The 14,367-nt window shown below is 65.9% G+C and carries 15 protein-coding genes; all 15 read right to left on the reverse strand.

The window, feature by feature from the left end:
• Positions 1 to 244: 244 nt before the first annotated feature.
• Complete coding sequence (locus OG607_RS41285; protein WP_405734837.1) at positions 245 to 1,606, reverse strand: condensation domain-containing protein; 1,362 nt, start codon at positions 1,604 to 1,606, stop codon at positions 245 to 247.
• Between the two features lie 21 nt (positions 1,607 to 1,627).
• Complete coding sequence (locus OG607_RS41290; protein WP_405734839.1) at positions 1,628 to 2,440, reverse strand: ABC transporter permease; 813 nt, start codon at positions 2,438 to 2,440, stop codon at positions 1,628 to 1,630.
• On the reverse strand, positions 2,401 to 3,201 hold the full coding sequence (locus OG607_RS41295; protein WP_405734841.1) for an ABC transporter permease: 801 nt from the start codon (positions 3,199 to 3,201) through the stop codon (positions 2,401 to 2,403). The genes OG607_RS41290 and OG607_RS41295 overlap by 40 nt, the downstream gene beginning before the upstream one ends.
• Positions 3,198 to 4,175 (reverse strand): ATP-binding cassette domain-containing protein, encoded by a 978-nt coding sequence (locus tag OG607_RS41300; RefSeq protein WP_405734843.1) that lies wholly within the window; start codon positions 4,173 to 4,175, stop codon positions 3,198 to 3,200. The genes OG607_RS41295 and OG607_RS41300 overlap by 4 nt, the downstream gene beginning before the upstream one ends.
• Positions 4,172 to 4,729: a ribose 5-phosphate isomerase B gene (rpiB, locus tag OG607_RS41305; protein ID WP_405734845.1), complete on the reverse strand. Its 558-nt coding sequence runs from the start codon at positions 4,727 to 4,729 to the stop codon at positions 4,172 to 4,174. The genes OG607_RS41300 and rpiB overlap by 4 nt, the downstream gene beginning before the upstream one ends.
• A complete protein-coding gene (locus OG607_RS41310; protein WP_405734847.1) occupies positions 4,729 to 5,769 on the reverse strand; it encodes an NAD(P)-dependent oxidoreductase in 1,041 nt (346 codons plus the stop codon). Before OG607_RS41310 ends, rpiB begins: the two co-directional genes overlap by 1 nt.
• Positions 5,766 to 6,578, reverse strand: a complete 813-nt coding sequence (locus OG607_RS41315) for a hypothetical protein (RefSeq protein WP_405734849.1) — start codon at positions 6,576 to 6,578, stop codon at positions 5,766 to 5,768. Before OG607_RS41315 ends, OG607_RS41310 begins: the two co-directional genes overlap by 4 nt.
• A 149-nt stretch (positions 6,579 to 6,727) precedes the next feature.
• A complete protein-coding gene (locus OG607_RS41320; RefSeq protein WP_405734851.1) occupies positions 6,728 to 7,465 on the reverse strand; it encodes a sugar phosphate isomerase/epimerase family protein in 738 nt (245 codons plus the stop codon).
• A 71-nt stretch (positions 7,466 to 7,536) separates the two neighbouring features.
• On the reverse strand, positions 7,537 to 8,073 hold the full coding sequence (locus OG607_RS41325) for a DinB family protein (RefSeq protein ID WP_405734853.1): 537 nt from the start codon (positions 8,071 to 8,073) through the stop codon (positions 7,537 to 7,539).
• On the reverse strand, positions 8,070 to 9,464 hold the full coding sequence (locus tag OG607_RS41330; RefSeq protein ID WP_405734855.1) for a coproporphyrinogen-III oxidase family protein: 1,395 nt from the start codon (positions 9,462 to 9,464) through the stop codon (positions 8,070 to 8,072). Before OG607_RS41330 ends, OG607_RS41325 begins: the two co-directional genes overlap by 4 nt.
• Before the next feature lie 18 nt (positions 9,465 to 9,482).
• Positions 9,483 to 10,199 (reverse strand): glycosyltransferase family 29 protein, encoded by a 717-nt coding sequence (locus OG607_RS41335; RefSeq protein ID WP_405734857.1) that lies wholly within the window; start codon positions 10,197 to 10,199, stop codon positions 9,483 to 9,485.
• Entirely contained in the window at positions 10,183 to 11,334 is a 1,152-nt protein-coding gene (locus OG607_RS41340; protein WP_405734859.1) for an acyl-CoA dehydrogenase family protein, read from the reverse strand. The genes OG607_RS41335 and OG607_RS41340 overlap by 17 nt, the downstream gene beginning before the upstream one ends.
• A complete protein-coding gene (locus OG607_RS41345; protein ID WP_405734861.1) occupies positions 11,319 to 12,572 on the reverse strand; it encodes a hypothetical protein in 1,254 nt (417 codons plus the stop codon). Before OG607_RS41345 ends, OG607_RS41340 begins: the two co-directional genes overlap by 16 nt.
• Positions 12,569 to 12,829: an acyl carrier protein gene (locus OG607_RS41350; protein WP_405734863.1), complete on the reverse strand. Its 261-nt coding sequence runs from the start codon at positions 12,827 to 12,829 to the stop codon at positions 12,569 to 12,571. Before OG607_RS41350 ends, OG607_RS41345 begins: the two co-directional genes overlap by 4 nt.
• Before the next feature lie 52 nt (positions 12,830 to 12,881).
• The gene (locus OG607_RS41355; RefSeq protein WP_405734865.1) at positions 12,882 to 13,631 is read right to left on the reverse strand and encodes a cytidylyltransferase domain-containing protein; all 750 of its coding nucleotides are present in this window, start codon (positions 13,629 to 13,631) and stop codon (positions 12,882 to 12,884) included.
• Positions 13,632 to 14,367: the final 736 nt, after the last annotated feature.

The raw sequence follows: 14,367 nt of genomic DNA on the forward strand, positions 1-14,367 counted from the left end.
CCTGACAGCAAAGAGTCAGAGCACGTGGTGTTCATGGCGCAGAGCAGCGTGATTGGGCAAACCCAGTCGATGGCCTGGTGGTCCGCACTCAGACTTCCCGGGCTGGCCGGGGCGTAGCTGTGCGCAAGCAAAAGTCGCTGGCGGCATCGCGAAGACTCCTGTAGGCGCCAGTACAGGCCAGACGGCGTGCGACTGCGCGAGCAGACACCCCACCCTCCGCCCGGTCAACACGGACCCGAATCAATCAGGACATTGAGCCGATCCGCCGATCGATGGCCCTCTCGCAGTCCCTGACCACCTCGGCCAGAGGAACACCTCCGTCGGCCGCGAGACGGCACAGTTGCGTCTCGTACCATGCGAGCACTTGGTGCAGGCTGGGCCGGGGCAGGAGGCCGGGGTCGGTGCGGATGACGATTGGCATGTCGGGGCCGTTGCGGATCTTGATGTCCAGACGGGGCCCTATTTGGCGGTTGGGGACGGTCGGTTCGATCCACCCCGCCGTCCCGTCGGCAGAGTCGTTCGGGCGGTCGTCGAGGTTTTCTGGGAGGAAGTTGTAGAAGTGGTCGAATTCAAGGGCGGCACCGCGTTCGCGGCGCACAAGTTCGGCCACCGCGTCGAAGTCGTAAGAGGCGAAGCGGTACGCGTTGAGTGCGGCCCCCTGTACGTATCCCACGTAATCGGTGAATGTGCCCTGCTCGGGACGCACGGTCAGCGGTAAGGGCGCGTACTGGTTCATCGAGCTAACGATGCTCCGCCATGGCTCAATGAATCGGTTGCCCGCCTGCAAGGTGAGCACAACCCGGGTCGATCCAGTCGCCGCCGCCGTGACCACCGAGCTCAGCGCCAGCAGAACAGTGTGCGGGGATACTCGTCGCTGCCGGGCAATGGTGATCAGCGCCTGTCGCGCCTTCGGGGAGTGCAGGACGGCTTCGATCCGACCCGGGGTGCCGCCGGCTTCTTCCGGCACCGGGAACAGGCCAGCGGGCACCGTGTCCAGTAGTCGGCCCCAGTACGCAAGGGCTGCCTCACGTCTGGACTGGCCGGACTCCGAGCGCTGGTGCAGGGCCAACTCCCGAGGCTTTGCCGGGGTCTCCCGCAGCCACCGGGACCCCTCCAGGTCGGCACTCCCGAGCAGGGCGTTCAGCTCGGACCGCAGCCGCCGCAGACCGACTCCGTCGGCGACGATGTGATCTACCAGCAGCACGGCGTGTACGGGCCGACCGCCGTCGGTAACCACGGTGAATCGGCGGCCGAAGTCGGTCTCCCGGTCTATGGGATCCCGACCTTGGTCGCGGCCGAGCGCCATGGCTTCCGCCTCGGTGGCCCCCGACCGTTCGACCACGGCCACGTGCACTGGCGCGCCGGCGGCCGCGACGCGCTGAACGGGCCCCTCGGGCGTGTCTGCGAAATGCGTGCGGAGGGATTCGTGCCGGCGACACAGCACGGCGAATGCCTCGACGGTCTGCCGTACGGAGGAATCGACTGGCACGGTCAGGGTGGAGCTGAGGTACGTCTCCGGCCACCGATCACGAGGCCAGTTGGCGATGACCCGCCACACCGAAAGCTGGCCGTAGGTGAGGGGAATGCTCGTGCTCTTCCTGTCCAACGTCGTTGTCCACTCCATGGCTTACAAGTCGTCAAGGGTCGCTCTGGCGCGGCTGGCCTGTTCCAGTATCCGGAGCAGGGCCAGGGCGAGCACAACGAGTACGACGGCCTTGAGTGATTCCCAGCCCAGCAGGCCGGAAACTCCACTGGCACCCGAGAGCGCGCGGCGGGCCGCCTCGATACCCTGGGACATCGGCATGACCGCCCCGATGCCCGCCAGCCAGGCGGGCATTCGGTCGGCTGGGATGTTTACCCCGCACACCAGAAGCATCGCGTAGAGCGTCGCGTTGGCGAGGAATGTCGCATCGCGGGTCCACAGGCCGATGGCCCCGATCACCAGGCCGCAGGCGCTGCACGACAGGGCCGTCACCACGACGGCGGCGCCCAGTTCCGGAACGGCTGAAAGCGGTATGCGTACCCAGCCGAGGGCGGAACCGGTCGCGAGCATCACCGATGAGGTGAACGCGCCGAGGGCAACGGCCGGAGCGATGCGGCCGCCGAACATAACCGCACGGTTGGCCGGCGTGGCCAGAACCGCCCCGAGGGTGCCGCTGAAGCGCTCCCCCTGAATCGACATTGCTGGGGCGTACAGACCTGCCACCGCGCAGGCATGCAGGGCGTTGCCCACCACGTAGTAGGCCACCGGGTAGGTGCCCACGTAACGGCCCAGGTGAACGAACCAAATGAGCTGCACAATGGGTACACCGAGGACGGTGGGCAAGAAAGCGGAGGGCCGCAGCCAGCGGAACAACGCCAGGTGGGACCGCCAGCCTGCGACGAAGAACAGACGAAGCGTCACTGCAGGGAAAGCGTTCCGCTGGATCGGGCCAGCCACTCGAACCTCCTTTGCAGCAGCAGGGTGACGCCGACGTAGACCGTACAGAGCAGGGCGCACACACCGACCGCCAGGCCCGGGGCGCCTGAGCCATCGGCCGCCCCAGTCAGGGCCTTGACCCCCCACGTCGGCGCGAGGGCGTAGGAGAGAACCCGCACGGGCCCGGGAAGCGTGGAAATCGGCACGAGCATGCCGCTGAGCATCCAGACGGGGTACTCGAAGAAGTTCGCCAGCGACTGCGCGGTGGGGTACAGGATGAACGACGAGGCCAGCAGAAGACCGAGCAGCCCTAGTGCCATCACCGTCACCAGCACTGCGGTGGCGAACAACCATGGATGAGCGAAGTGCAGCGGCATATCGAAGAACAGCGCGCTCCAGATGAGTGTCGCTGCCAGTCCGAACACTCCGAGTGAGGCGGTGGCGACGGTGTAGGGGACGGTCACCAGGAAAGTGGAGCGTGGGCTTGCGATCAGCGGTTCCAGAAGCTGTGTCCAGCGGAGTCGGTTGATGGCGTTTCCGGACCCCAGCAGGGTGGCCGACCACATGCCCATCAGTCCAGCACTCAGCGCCAGCGAGACCTGACCCCCATGCCGTGCCGAGCCGCGGAACATGTAGAACGCCATGGAAGCGAAGATCAGTGGCAGGACTACGGACACGAAGATGTACATGCGGGAATGGAGCAACTGGCGCAGTTCCATCATCCAAGCACGCAGCAGGTAACCGGCCGTCGACCGCAGTGTCCCCTGCGCTGTAGTCGTCACGGTCGGCCGCCTGAGATGAGCGACACGTAGGCGTCCTCGAGAGTGGGCTCGCGTTTGGAGACCTGCCGGATCGTCAGGTCGCGCAGCCGGTCGAGGACGACAGCCGTCACATCTGTCTGCTGGCCGCTTTGCACGCTGATGACCTGCTTTCCGTCCAGTTCCGCCAAGGCCGCCGAATGCACTCCCGGCACCGCGCGCAGTCGTGTCAGGTGTTCTTCGGCGGCAGAGTCCACCTCCACCGTCAGCACGACCTGTCCATCGCTCTGTTTCTTCAGCGATTCCGGGGTGCCCTCCGCCACCTTCTTGCCGTCACGCATCACGGCCACCCGGTCACAGAGCTCGTCGGCCTCGAACATGTAGTGAGTGGTGAGCAGCACGGTCCGTCCTGCTCGCACCTGCTCCCGTACCAGCACCCGGAGTTCGCGGGCTCCCACGGGGTCAATGCCGTTACTCGGCTCGTCGAGGATGACCACCTCCGGGTCGTGGAGAAGACCACGGGCTATGTGCAGACGCTGCTTCATCCCGCGTGAGAAGGATTCGACACGTTTGCGCTCGTCCTTGAGCAAGCCGACCAAGTCCAGCAGTTCTTGTATTCGCCGTTTCTGCTGGCGGTAGGGGATGCCGTACAGGTCCGCGAATAGAGCCAGATTATCCCGCGCGGACAGCCTGGCATACAGGCCGGCGTCGCCGCCCAGGATCACGCCGGTTAGCCGACGCACTGACTGCGCCTGCGTCACCACGTCGTGATCCAGGATCCGGGCACTGCCGGACGTCGGCAGCAACACAGTCATCAGTATCTTGGCGGTGCTGGTCTTGCCTGCTCCGTTTGGCCCGAGCAGTCCCATCATCTCGCCGCGTTCGACATGCAGTGTGAGCCCGTCCACTGCATGTTTGACCCGCCCTTGCGGGCCACGGAAGGTTCGGGTCAGATCGTCGATGGCAATAGCCGGTCCGGTAGGCGTCGTCGAAGTCATCGGCCCCTCGCCAGATCGGTCGTAGAGTGCGGGTCAGTACCGTTTGCCCCCGGCACCTCCGTAGCCCCGGCGACGATATCCGGGAGTTCCCGGGCTCGCTGGCACCCGTCCCGCTCCCGTGCTTCTAGGTCGGCGATCTGCTGGAGCCGTCGCTCGTGACGACCGCCCTCGTAAGGCTCAGTCAGCCAGGTCACCACGATGGTCTCCGCGATGGTGGCGGTGACTACCCGGGCTCCCATTGCCAGGACGTTGGCATCGTTGTGTGCGCGGCTCATCCGGGCGAGGTAGACATCGTGACACAGGGCCGCGCGGACTCCGCGGACCTTGTTCGCCGTCATCTGCTCGCCCTGCCCGGAGCCGCCGAGTACGATCCCGCGGTCGGTTACGCCCGCAGCCACGGCACGCGCGACGGCCTCCATGATGGGGGGGTAATCCGTCCGTGTGCTGCTGGTGGTGCCGTAGTCGCTCACAACGTGACCCCAGGAGGTCAGCAGCTCGACCAGATGGATTTTCAGGTCCAGTCCGACGTGGTCGGATCCTATAGCGATCTTCACTAGTGGCGCTCCAGAAGGGCGGGGGCAGGACTTCCTTCACTCTGGCGCGCGCTGCTGGTTGGACGTGGCACCGCCTTGAGCGAGCGGACGAGGCGGGTGGCCGCTCCGTGGTGCAGATCGAGCACCGCCTCGGGAGAGGCGAAGGCGACGTGCGGAGTCAATAGGAGGCGGCCGTGGACCGCGGGGTCCGCCGCTCTCCAGCGGCGCACCATGGGGTCGTCATCGATAAAGGGCTCCTGTTCGAGGACATCGAAGGCGGCGCCACGGACTAGGCCGGTGTCGAAGGCCCGGGTGAACGCGGCCCAGTCCACGATGCTCCCTCTGGCCGTGTTGACCAGAACTTGCCCGTTTGGCGGGCCGATCTCGGCGACATCGCGCCAGTAGCCGTCGTCGATTAGCCGACGGGTTTCCTCCGTGGCTGGACAGTGCAGGGTTACCACGTCCGCCGCCGCGACCTCGCGCAATGAGTGCGCCCGCCGCCAGCCGTGCGCGAGCTCAACGCCCTCATCTCGGTGCGGGTCGTAGAAGACGATCCTCATCCCGAACGCCTGCGCCCTGAGCGCCACACTTGTGCCGATGCGGCCGAGTCCTACGACGGCCAACTCCCGATCCCGGAGACGGAATCCGTTTTGGAGGTCCGCCTGCCAGGCACGCGCGCCCCCCATGCGCAAGTTTTCGGACCGCGCTGTCAGGTTGCGGCTCAGGTCCAGGACCATGGCGAGGGTATGGTCCGCCACATCGGTTGTGCCGTAGGCCGGCACGGAGTCGAAGTGGAAGCCGGCCGCTTTGGCGGCGTTGACGTCGACGTTGTCCACGCCCACGCCGAGCCGGACGATGGCCTCGGCCCGGGGGAATTGGGCCAGCCGCCGGCGGTCCCACCGCTCCCGGTGATCGGCGATGATGCCGACGATCTCATCCGGCTGAGTCACGTCCTCCGAGCGGTCGACCACAATGAGGTTAAAACCCGCGGTGGCGATGGCGTCCCGCGCTGCCCCGCACGGTTCTTGGTCGGACTGCCACAAAATCGTCTTGGGTGTCATGCCTCCCCTTTGGCCTGTGCCGCGCAGTCGTAGAAGGCGGCAAGCTCGGCGGGGCCCCAATTGGTGTCGAAGATCGTCCTGAGGGCCTCGTACCAGCTGCGCACGAAGAAGTCCCACCCGTCGGCAGCCCGTCCGCCGCTGTCTGCGGCGGCGGCGCGGACACGAGTGAGGAAGGGCCGCTCTCCCCGGTAGTTCAGTTCCCAGAACAGCGACCGGGCCGGCAGTGGGGTCCCCTCGGTGAGCGGAGAGCCGGGCACGTCCTTGCCCATGCCGGTCGCGTTGACGACCAGCGCCCCCGGCAGCGCCGCGGCGACGACGTCGTTGTTGAGGCTGGCGGCCAGCAGTTCGATCCGTGCACCGGCCGGTTCGGTGGCGAGAATACGGCGCACCTCCCGCTGCCGCTCGGCGGAAGCCTCCGTGATCACCACACGCTCGACCGCGGGATGGCGTGCGAGTTCTGTCGCCACCGCCAGCCCTGCGCCGCCCGCGCCCAGCACCACCGCCTGACGCCCACCGTGCTGCCACAAGGCGTGCCCGAGGAAGTCCTCGATGACGTGCCGACTGGCGGCGACGTCGTGCGCAGAGGCGTGCAGGCCGCCGTCCTTGACGCGGAGTGTTCCGACCTCGTTGAGTCGCCGGACGTCATTTGTCACGGACGCATAGCCGCCCAGATCCCGGCCAAGCTCAGCCTTGTGGCCAGTGAAGAGCGCCCCGACGGCGCTTTCGTCGGAGCGGAGCAGCGACAGCAGGGCGTCGCGAGAGCTGCCCGGCGGCGCGTTGACACAGACCAGCCGGATCGGCAGGCTCATGGCTTCGGACCACAGCGGAAGGCACCGGGCACCGGCCGACGCGTGGGCGGTGATGCCGACGTAGTAGACGGAGGACGTCTCGTGTCGTCTCGGGCCTGTGATGACTACCTTGGAGATACGGGGAGCCGGCCGACCCCCCGCCGCCGTGGTCAACATGCGTACTCCGGGCGGCTCGGCCGAGAGGTTCCGTCCAGGGCGCTGAGAGCCAGCTGCCGGGTCCAGAGCACACCCACGTCACGCGGGCCCGATCCCTCGTACTCCACGACCAGTCCGCCCTGGTATCCCGAACCGCGTACGTAGTCGATCAGTGGCGTGTGGCGAGCTGTGTCGGACCCCTCCGGGCCGTCGGGGTCGTGGACCTTCACATGGATGTGCACGATCCGGGCCGCGAGTGTGCGGAAGGCTCGCGCAAAGCTAGCCCCCGGGAGGTAGCCGCCGTCTACGCAGACGCCCAGGTTCGCGCGGTCGATCGCGTCGAGCAGCTCCGGAAGCAGGTCGAGGTCGCTGGACAAACCTCCGTGGGTCTCCACCGCGAGCGTCACTCCCAGAATTGCGGAGTAGTCGGCGAGTTCCGTGAAAGCGGTCGCGACTCGCTCCACCGCCGGCTGTGAGACCTCCGCGACCCCGGTCCAGAGGCGGACGGTCTGCGCGCCGAGCCGGTGAGCGGTGCTGATCCCCTCACGGGCCTTGTGGATTTCCTGTTTAAGGGACCGGGACGGATCGGTGAAGTCGTTGCGTATCGCGAAGCTCGGGCAGACCAGTTTGCGGCCGCCGAGATCCTCGAGGGCCGGCTGGGCGTGAGCAGCCGAGGGTACGGTGCGGTCGCACAGTTCCACGGAGGTGAAACCCAGCCGTGCCGCTTGGTCCAGGAAGTCAGTCCGAGTCATGGTGCCGCCTCGCAGTCCGTCGCCGTAACTCGACACCCCGAGGCTGATGCGGGCAAGGTGCGCACGCTCCGTCACCGGATCTCGACCTCCCCACCGACCAGTTGGCGCAGCATGCTGATTTGCCCCAGGTGCAGGAAGGTGTCGGCCAGGAGCGCGACAAGCCGTTCCTCGACGGTGTGGACGTTGCCCAGAGTCGGGCTGGTGACCAAGCGCGCCGCGTCGGCGCCGGGAGCGGACCGCAGATAGGTTGCGGCCCTGCGCTGAACGGCCTCGTGGTACGCGAGCAGGGCAGCCGTGGAGGGTGGTGCGAAGGACGCCGCCTCGGACGCAGAGTGACCGAAGCCGGTGTCCGCCGGATCGGCAGGGCGGCCGAACTTCTCCGCCCAGCCGGCCGCAGTCCACAGCTGCGGGTCGCCCGCGATCTCCGACAAGTTGCGGTCCATGCCACGGGAGAGGTGCCAGGCGGTCCACCCGATGGAGTTGACGTTCCCGCGCCCTCGTGCCCCCAACTGCGGACCCTCCAACGCCTCGAGAACCGCCACAAATTCGGTATTGGCCTTCTGGAACTGCTTCAGGGCCAGCGATTGCCATGACCGCGCGGAACTCAATGTCGTACCTCGGTGTTCTTGCGGACGCCCGTTGCGTCTTGGTTGTACGGGTTGACCTTGCTCCGCACGGAGTACAGGAAGGAGTCGGTCATGCGTGCTTTCTGCGCCGAGCTGAAGAACTCACGTGAGACATTCCCTGCCCACAACATGCCGGAGTCGGTGAGTCCGATGCGCCCGGCGGCGTGCCACAGGTAGCCCGACTGGACGAGCTTTTCCACCGTTGGGGCGAAGACGGAGTCGTAGAACGGGATGTCAGCGATGTCGATCTCCAGCAGCATCGACGGGAAGAGCACCATGAGCCGGTGGGCCTCCTCCTCTGGTGTGCAGACGGCTCCGAGCTCCAGTGGCAGCGTGCCGGATTCCAGCGCCTCGATGTACTCGGTGATGGAACTGGTGTTGATGAAGTGGCGGCGGCCCACGAAGCCCCGGGCAGAGGGACCGACACCTAGCGCCTCAGCCCGCTGCCGCAGGCGCCCCTGACTCACCTCGATGAACTCGTGGTGGGCCGGCGTGACGAAGGTGTACGAACGGGCCGGCCGCCAGCCGATGTCCGCCATCCTGGCCTTGATTTGTTGGAACATCGCCAGATTCTGCTCGTTCGACGGCCGGTGGGAGTACGTGTTCCCGCCCTGCACCCGCTCCTTGAACGTCGTGTTCTCCCACAGCGTCAACGGATAAAAATCAATGTAGTCGGGCCCCAGTTCCAGTCCGCGGGTGATGTCGTCGTCGAGTGTCTGCTGGGTCTGGTCCGGCAGGTTGTACAGGATGTCGATGGCGAACTCGCCGATCCCGACATCGCGGATGGTGTCCGCTGCGCGGAGCAGGTCCGGGATCGTGGGCTTGACACCGAGTTTCCGGCGCAGTTCCTCTTTGAACGTCTGCACTCCGAAGCTGACCCGGTTGACGCCGAAGGATCGCAGCATCCGCAGCAGGTCAGGGCGGCTCAGCGTGAGGGCGTCGCCCTCCATGGTGATGACCGCATCCTTCTTGAGGGGAAAACTCTCGTGTATGGTCTGCAGCACTTTTTCCAGGTACTGCGGTTCCACAGACGTGGGCGTACCACCGCCGAACTCAACCCATTCAAGGGTTCGCCCCTGGAGGTAGGCCGACTCGCCGAGCATGCGCAGTTCACGGACCATCGCGTCAAAGAAGCGCTCTTTGAGCTCGGGGGCCGTCGCCTGGTTCAGCACCTTCATGAACGGGCAGAAGTGGCACAGGTAGTCGCAGAACGGCACGTGGATGTACATCGAGTACGGGTCGCGCCTGTCCCCCGGGTGGTCGAGAAACTCCGCAAATCCCCGGGCGTCGGTGATGGCGTCGGTGTGCCGGCTCAGCTTGGGATAGTAGAAGAACTCGCGCAGCCTGTTGTTGAATTCCAAAGTGGTGTTCATGTCTCTCCTCGGACGCGGTCACTGGACATCGCGAAGACCTCGTGGAGCGATGGTTCGGCCGAGCTCGGCCGGTAGATCGACGTCACCGGCGAACTCGTTCAGGAGGCTACTGAGCGCCGCCCGCTCCGCGTCCGTCCTGTGGCTGTGCGCGACGACTTCGCGCACTTCGGCGGCGTCGTAGACCGGATCCTCGAAGTAGTGCATAGGTTCGTGCGTGGGAAAGCAGTCGAACCCCACAAGGACCAGACGGCGTACGGCCTGATGGCTCGTCATGGCCTGCACGGCGACCAGTCCGGACGAGGGGTTCCTCCCCGAGGCATCGTCAGCCGGTATATCCAGCCTCGCGTAGAGCTGGGCGAAGCTCTGCTGGGGAATCCAGGCGGTGGGCAAGTCGCCCAGCTCGGGGCGGTTGCGGAGCATTACGCCGAGTCCGGCGTTGTGAGCGAAGGCCGGACCTGCGGGCCGAGAGACGAGTACCGCTCGCACACCGTCCGAGCGAAGCCGTTCAGCGGTGTAAGTGTGCAGGAGATGAGAGACGAACAGGTCCGTCCTCTCGCCGGTATGCTTTTCGAAGCCTTGCACCGCGTAGCCGTTCATACGAACGACGAGATCGCACGCATCAATGATGCGTCCGAACTCCGAGCGACCGGCCGAGGGGCCGTTCCCCACAAGCGCGACGGACTCGACCTGGCCGAACTGTTCTTCGAGCCATGTGGCGTCATACGATCTGAACACGGCCGCCTCTTCCGGTAAGTCCGGCAATGGTGATCGAGTGGAGGGCGTGCGGGGCGCCCCCGGCCAGTCCTTGGGCGGCCGCGGCCCTGCGGCGGCTCTCCAAGTCGGACCGCCGACCGCCGTGGCCTTCCACCAAGCCGGCTGCCCCACTAAGCCCGCCGAGCACGTTGAGGGCGGCGGTCAGCACCTTCACCGCCTCGAACTTGCCAATGGCCGCTTGGTCAGCCGGGACAGTACCGTGGGTGGCGTACCCGGAGCTCAGGACGCGGACCAGTGACGTCACCGTGGTCAGCCGGCTGACGAGTTCGGCCACCTGGTGCTCGACCGACGAGTGGCTTAGCAGTGTCCCGGCCGGCCGGGCGGCCTGCCCCCGGCTGTGGATGTCGGACACCACCGACCAGGCCGCGCTGCAGCTCATCAGGGCCAGGAACAGCCGCTCCACGGAGAGCACCGGACCGAGCTGGAAGGCTGCCATCGCGGTGCCACCGAGCAGCGCGCCGGAAGGCACGTGCACACCGGTGAGACTGACCGTGCCGGTGCCCAGCAGCTCCAGACCGCGGCCCATCGACGTCGCGGCCACCTGGAGTCCAGGGGCGTTCCTGGAGACCAGGAACAGTCCGGTCCTGGCCTGCTGGGTGCCGACAGCCGCGGAGACGAGGAAGTGGTCGGCGATCACGGCGTTGCTGACGAAGCGCTTCTCCGCGTCGAGTAAGTATCCGCCGTCCACTGCCCGGGCTGTGGAGGATAATCCGGTGAGTGAGGACGCGCTGCCGGCCTCGCTTAGCGCCACGGCGACTACGGCCGAGCCGCAGGCGAACCCGGAGAGGAGGACGTGTTGATCCGCCACTCCATATCGGCGGACCGCCGAGGCCACCACATCGCTCTGCATCCAAAGTGGCAGGTCGAGCAGCCAGTTGCGGCCCAACTCCTCGGCCACCACCAGGGAGTGGCGTCGTGCGTCCACGCCGATCGACTCGGCTCCCACCAGGCAGCCGGCCGAGGCGGCCTCCTCCCAAATGCGCCGTAACCTTGCATGTGGCAGCGAAGGTACGCCTTGCTCGGCGCTCTCCGCCCAGGTGCGCAGCAGGGACCGCAAGTCCTCCCTCGATGAGGAGGCGACTACCGCGTTGGCCATCGTGTCTCCGCCCACAGCCGTACCGCTTGGCGGCCCGGGCGGTCGTACGCCGCTCGGACGGCATCGCCCACCATGGCCGGCCAGGATTGCGGATCGATGCCGTGCTGTGCGAGGAACGCCAGGGCGACCCGCTCGAGCCCGACGCCGACGCACGCAGTCGAGGCGAGCGCACCGTCAGCGAGGCCGATGCCGTACGCGCTGGCCAGGTACTCCCCGTGCGCGTTGAACGACGCGGCGGCGACCGACTCTCCGTCCCCCAGCGACAGCCGCAGCTCCGATTTCGACCCGATCATCTGTTGCGCGGCCGCCATGGCGGCGCCGTTGTCGGCAAGGAAGAAAGGGTCGTGCGCAGTCTCGCAGGTGCCGGCCAGGTCCAGGTCATCGCAAAGCGCCGTGACAAGTTCGCGGTACCCATGCAGGCCGGACCGTACCTCCTCCCGGCCGCCGACCCACACCGTCTCCCTGATAGTGAAGTCCCAGAGCCGACGGAAGGGTGACTCGTAACGATGCTCGAAACGGAACGAGCTGCCGACAGCGGTGAACACCCGAAGGCTGTCCACCCGGGTGTCGGCCATACCGTCGTACACGTAGTAACACATGGTCGGTGGCAAACAGTATTCGACTGGCACTGTCGCTGAGCCAAGGTCCCGCAGCGTTCCACCGCCGCGGCGGTGTCTCCGGAAGAGCTCGAAGTCGTCGGGGGTGTTGCGCAACCGATGCACGGTCATCAGGAGGTTGGGGAAGGAGTCGAGGTAGCCACCCCGTTCCAGGACCGACGAGCCGAGGAGCGTCGGGAAACGGTGTTGTTCGGCTGCCATGAGATCCGTGGACAGCGCCGCGAACAGATCGTCCAGCACGCCCACGAGGTCGGCGTATACGCCCTTGAAGCTGACCGTCCCGGGCCCGTGAATCCGTGCGTGGCCCGCGGAGACCAATTCGTCGATGACGGCGTCGGTGCGGATTGCCGCCGCGGCGTCCGAGGGCCGGCATGACGTCCAGATCCGCTTGGCCTCGATGGAACGCAGTCCCTGAATCTCCGCCATCAGCGTCTCGACCAGCCGGGCAGACTGCTGTGCCGCCATGAGGGATCCGCTCAGCCGCAGCCCGGTGATCTCCCCGCCGTCCTCGATCAGGGAGAAATCATCGATACCTTCGTCCAGGTATAACACCCGACGTGCGATTTCCGGGCCGAACTTGACCGGAATTCTCTCCGGGAAAGCCAGGTCTGCATAGCTCATGCAACTACCGGTCCGTCCGAGTTTTCCTGCACGAGGTCGGCGATCGATCGCGGAGTCGAGAACCGCTCAAATCTGAACTCGCTCTCCGGTATGGACACCTTGAGGGAGTCCTCTATGTAACTCATGAGAGTGATGATCCCGAGCGAGTCCAGTTGGCCAGTGTCAAGAACCTGGGTGTCCGCCGTCACCTCACCGCGCCAGCCCGGCATCTTCGCCAGGAATTCCAGGATATTTTCCAGAATCTCGTTTTGCTCCATGGGGTGGCTTCCTGTCACAGTAGTCGTGCGGTTTCTTCCACAGCCTTCGAAATCACCCGCTTGTCGCGCGGTCGTACGGTGTGGTGGTGGCGGTAAATCCGTTCTCCCTCAGCCACCATTCCGTCCGCGCCGCGCCGTCGGGATTGTCGATGTCCAACCCTCCGGTCTGGAGGAGAGGGGCCATGCGACGGCCGGTCCAGCGGAAGGGAAGCTGTCCCGCGGAGAGGTTGGTGCACCTGTCGCGCAGCACCCAGACCGACCCGTCGCAGAAGTAGACGTCCCCCTGTGAATCGCGGTCGCACGACGCGCCGGGGATCGAGTCCACGTCCACGAAGGGCGCGATGAGCCCGTTATCGTCGATGCGCCGGGCCCGGACCGGCGAGTATTCGTTGTATCGGGAGACGGTGAGGGCGCTGTCGAGTTCCGGGGCGGCCTCCAGCATGGCGACGCCTTTGTCGATGATCCCAGGCGTGATGGTTGCCGAATTGCACAGCAGGAGTACGAAGATTCCGAACGGTCCCCGCTGACGGACCATCTCCTTGTAACCATGCACGACGACGTCCTCAACCAGTGCGTCGCTGGTGGCCAGTGCGGGAGGCCGGTCGATGATCTTGGTGCCATGGGAGCGACCGATCGAGGCTATCTCGGCGTCGTCGGTGCTCAGGTAGACCTCGTCGACGGATGCGCTGTTGGCGGCAGCCAGGAGCGGATAGACCATCATGGGCCGGTCCAGGACCTTGCTCGTGTTCTTCCGGGGCAGTCCTCGGCTGCCACCCCGGCCGATCAGGAGCGCGGGATACATGGGGTCCCTCCCTTTCACTGTGAGCATTCGCCGCACGGGCAGGTGTCATTGGATCGGTTGACCGGCAGCGGTGGGCCGGACGCCCTCGGTCGGGTGGGCGGGAACCTTTTGGTCAGGAAAAGCGCACAGCGGAAGAACTCCCGTTGCCGGGATCCAGTCAGGTTCCGGTGATTTCCGTTGCTGGGTCAATAGGACCCACATGACGTCCGCCTACTCCGACGCACGGCTCCATTGCCTGCCAGCGGAGAGGGGCGGATATTGCTCATGAATTGGTGAACAGAGTGTGCGATTGCCCCGGTATGTCAAGTGCGTTTCGAAGCCCCCAGGGGTGGCGGACAAACCAGAGAATACGCAGCGCCTCGGATCTTTGTCCAGGGCATGATAGGTGGGTTTCTGGCCACACCAGGAAGCCGTTCCAGCCATTGATCCTTCGTGACGGCATCGATCGCCAATTGGCTAATAATACCCGTTCCCCGGGTGTTAAGTGGCGCTGCTGACTCGTTGCGTGATGGTCGCTTCGCCCGGTTCTTCCGTTATGCTGCGGAAGCGGAAGACGCCCCGCCTCCCGTGAACCGTGACGATTTGACTGCGCCAGTCGACGTGAACCTGCAGTCCGGGGGCGCTTTTCGGTCAACCTGACATATGACGGTTGATCTTCCCGTTCCTCAGCGTCTAGTGTGCCGTTGTCTTGCTAGTCCACAGGCGCAACGGCCGACACCTGAACCTGCAACAAGTC

It is taken from the genome of Streptomyces sp. NBC_01537 (assembly GCF_045040445.1).
Classification (GTDB): Bacteria; Actinomycetota; Actinomycetes; order Streptomycetales; family Streptomycetaceae; genus Actinacidiphila.

Coding starts and splice junctions, on each gene's coding strand:
- OG607_RS41345 (WP_405734861.1), bottom strand. CDS start 12,572: ATGAGCTATGCAGACCTGGCTTTCCCGGAGAGAATTCCGGTCAAGTTC.
- OG607_RS41320 (WP_405734851.1), bottom strand. CDS start 7,465: ATGACTCGGACTGACTTCCTGGACCAAGCGGCACGGCTGGGTTTCACC.
- OG607_RS41300 (WP_405734843.1), bottom strand. CDS start 4,175: ATGACTTCGACGACGCCTACCGGACCGGCTATTGCCATCGACGATCTG.
- OG607_RS41355 (WP_405734865.1), bottom strand. CDS start 13,631: ATGTATCCCGCGCTCCTGATCGGCCGGGGTGGCAGCCGAGGACTGCCC.
- OG607_RS41330 (WP_405734855.1), bottom strand. CDS start 9,464: ATGAACACCACTTTGGAATTCAACAACAGGCTGCGCGAGTTCTTCTAC.
- OG607_RS41350 (WP_405734863.1), bottom strand. CDS start 12,829: ATGGAGCAAAACGAGATTCTGGAAAATATCCTGGAATTCCTGGCGAAG.
- OG607_RS41310 (WP_405734847.1), bottom strand. CDS start 5,769: ATGACACCCAAGACGATTTTGTGGCAGTCCGACCAAGAACCGTGCGGG.
- OG607_RS41315 (WP_405734849.1), bottom strand. CDS start 6,578: ATGAGCCTGCCGATCCGGCTGGTCTGTGTCAACGCGCCGCCGGGCAGC.
- OG607_RS41340 (WP_405734859.1), bottom strand. CDS start 11,334: ATGGCCAACGCGGTAGTCGCCTCCTCATCGAGGGAGGACTTGCGGTCC.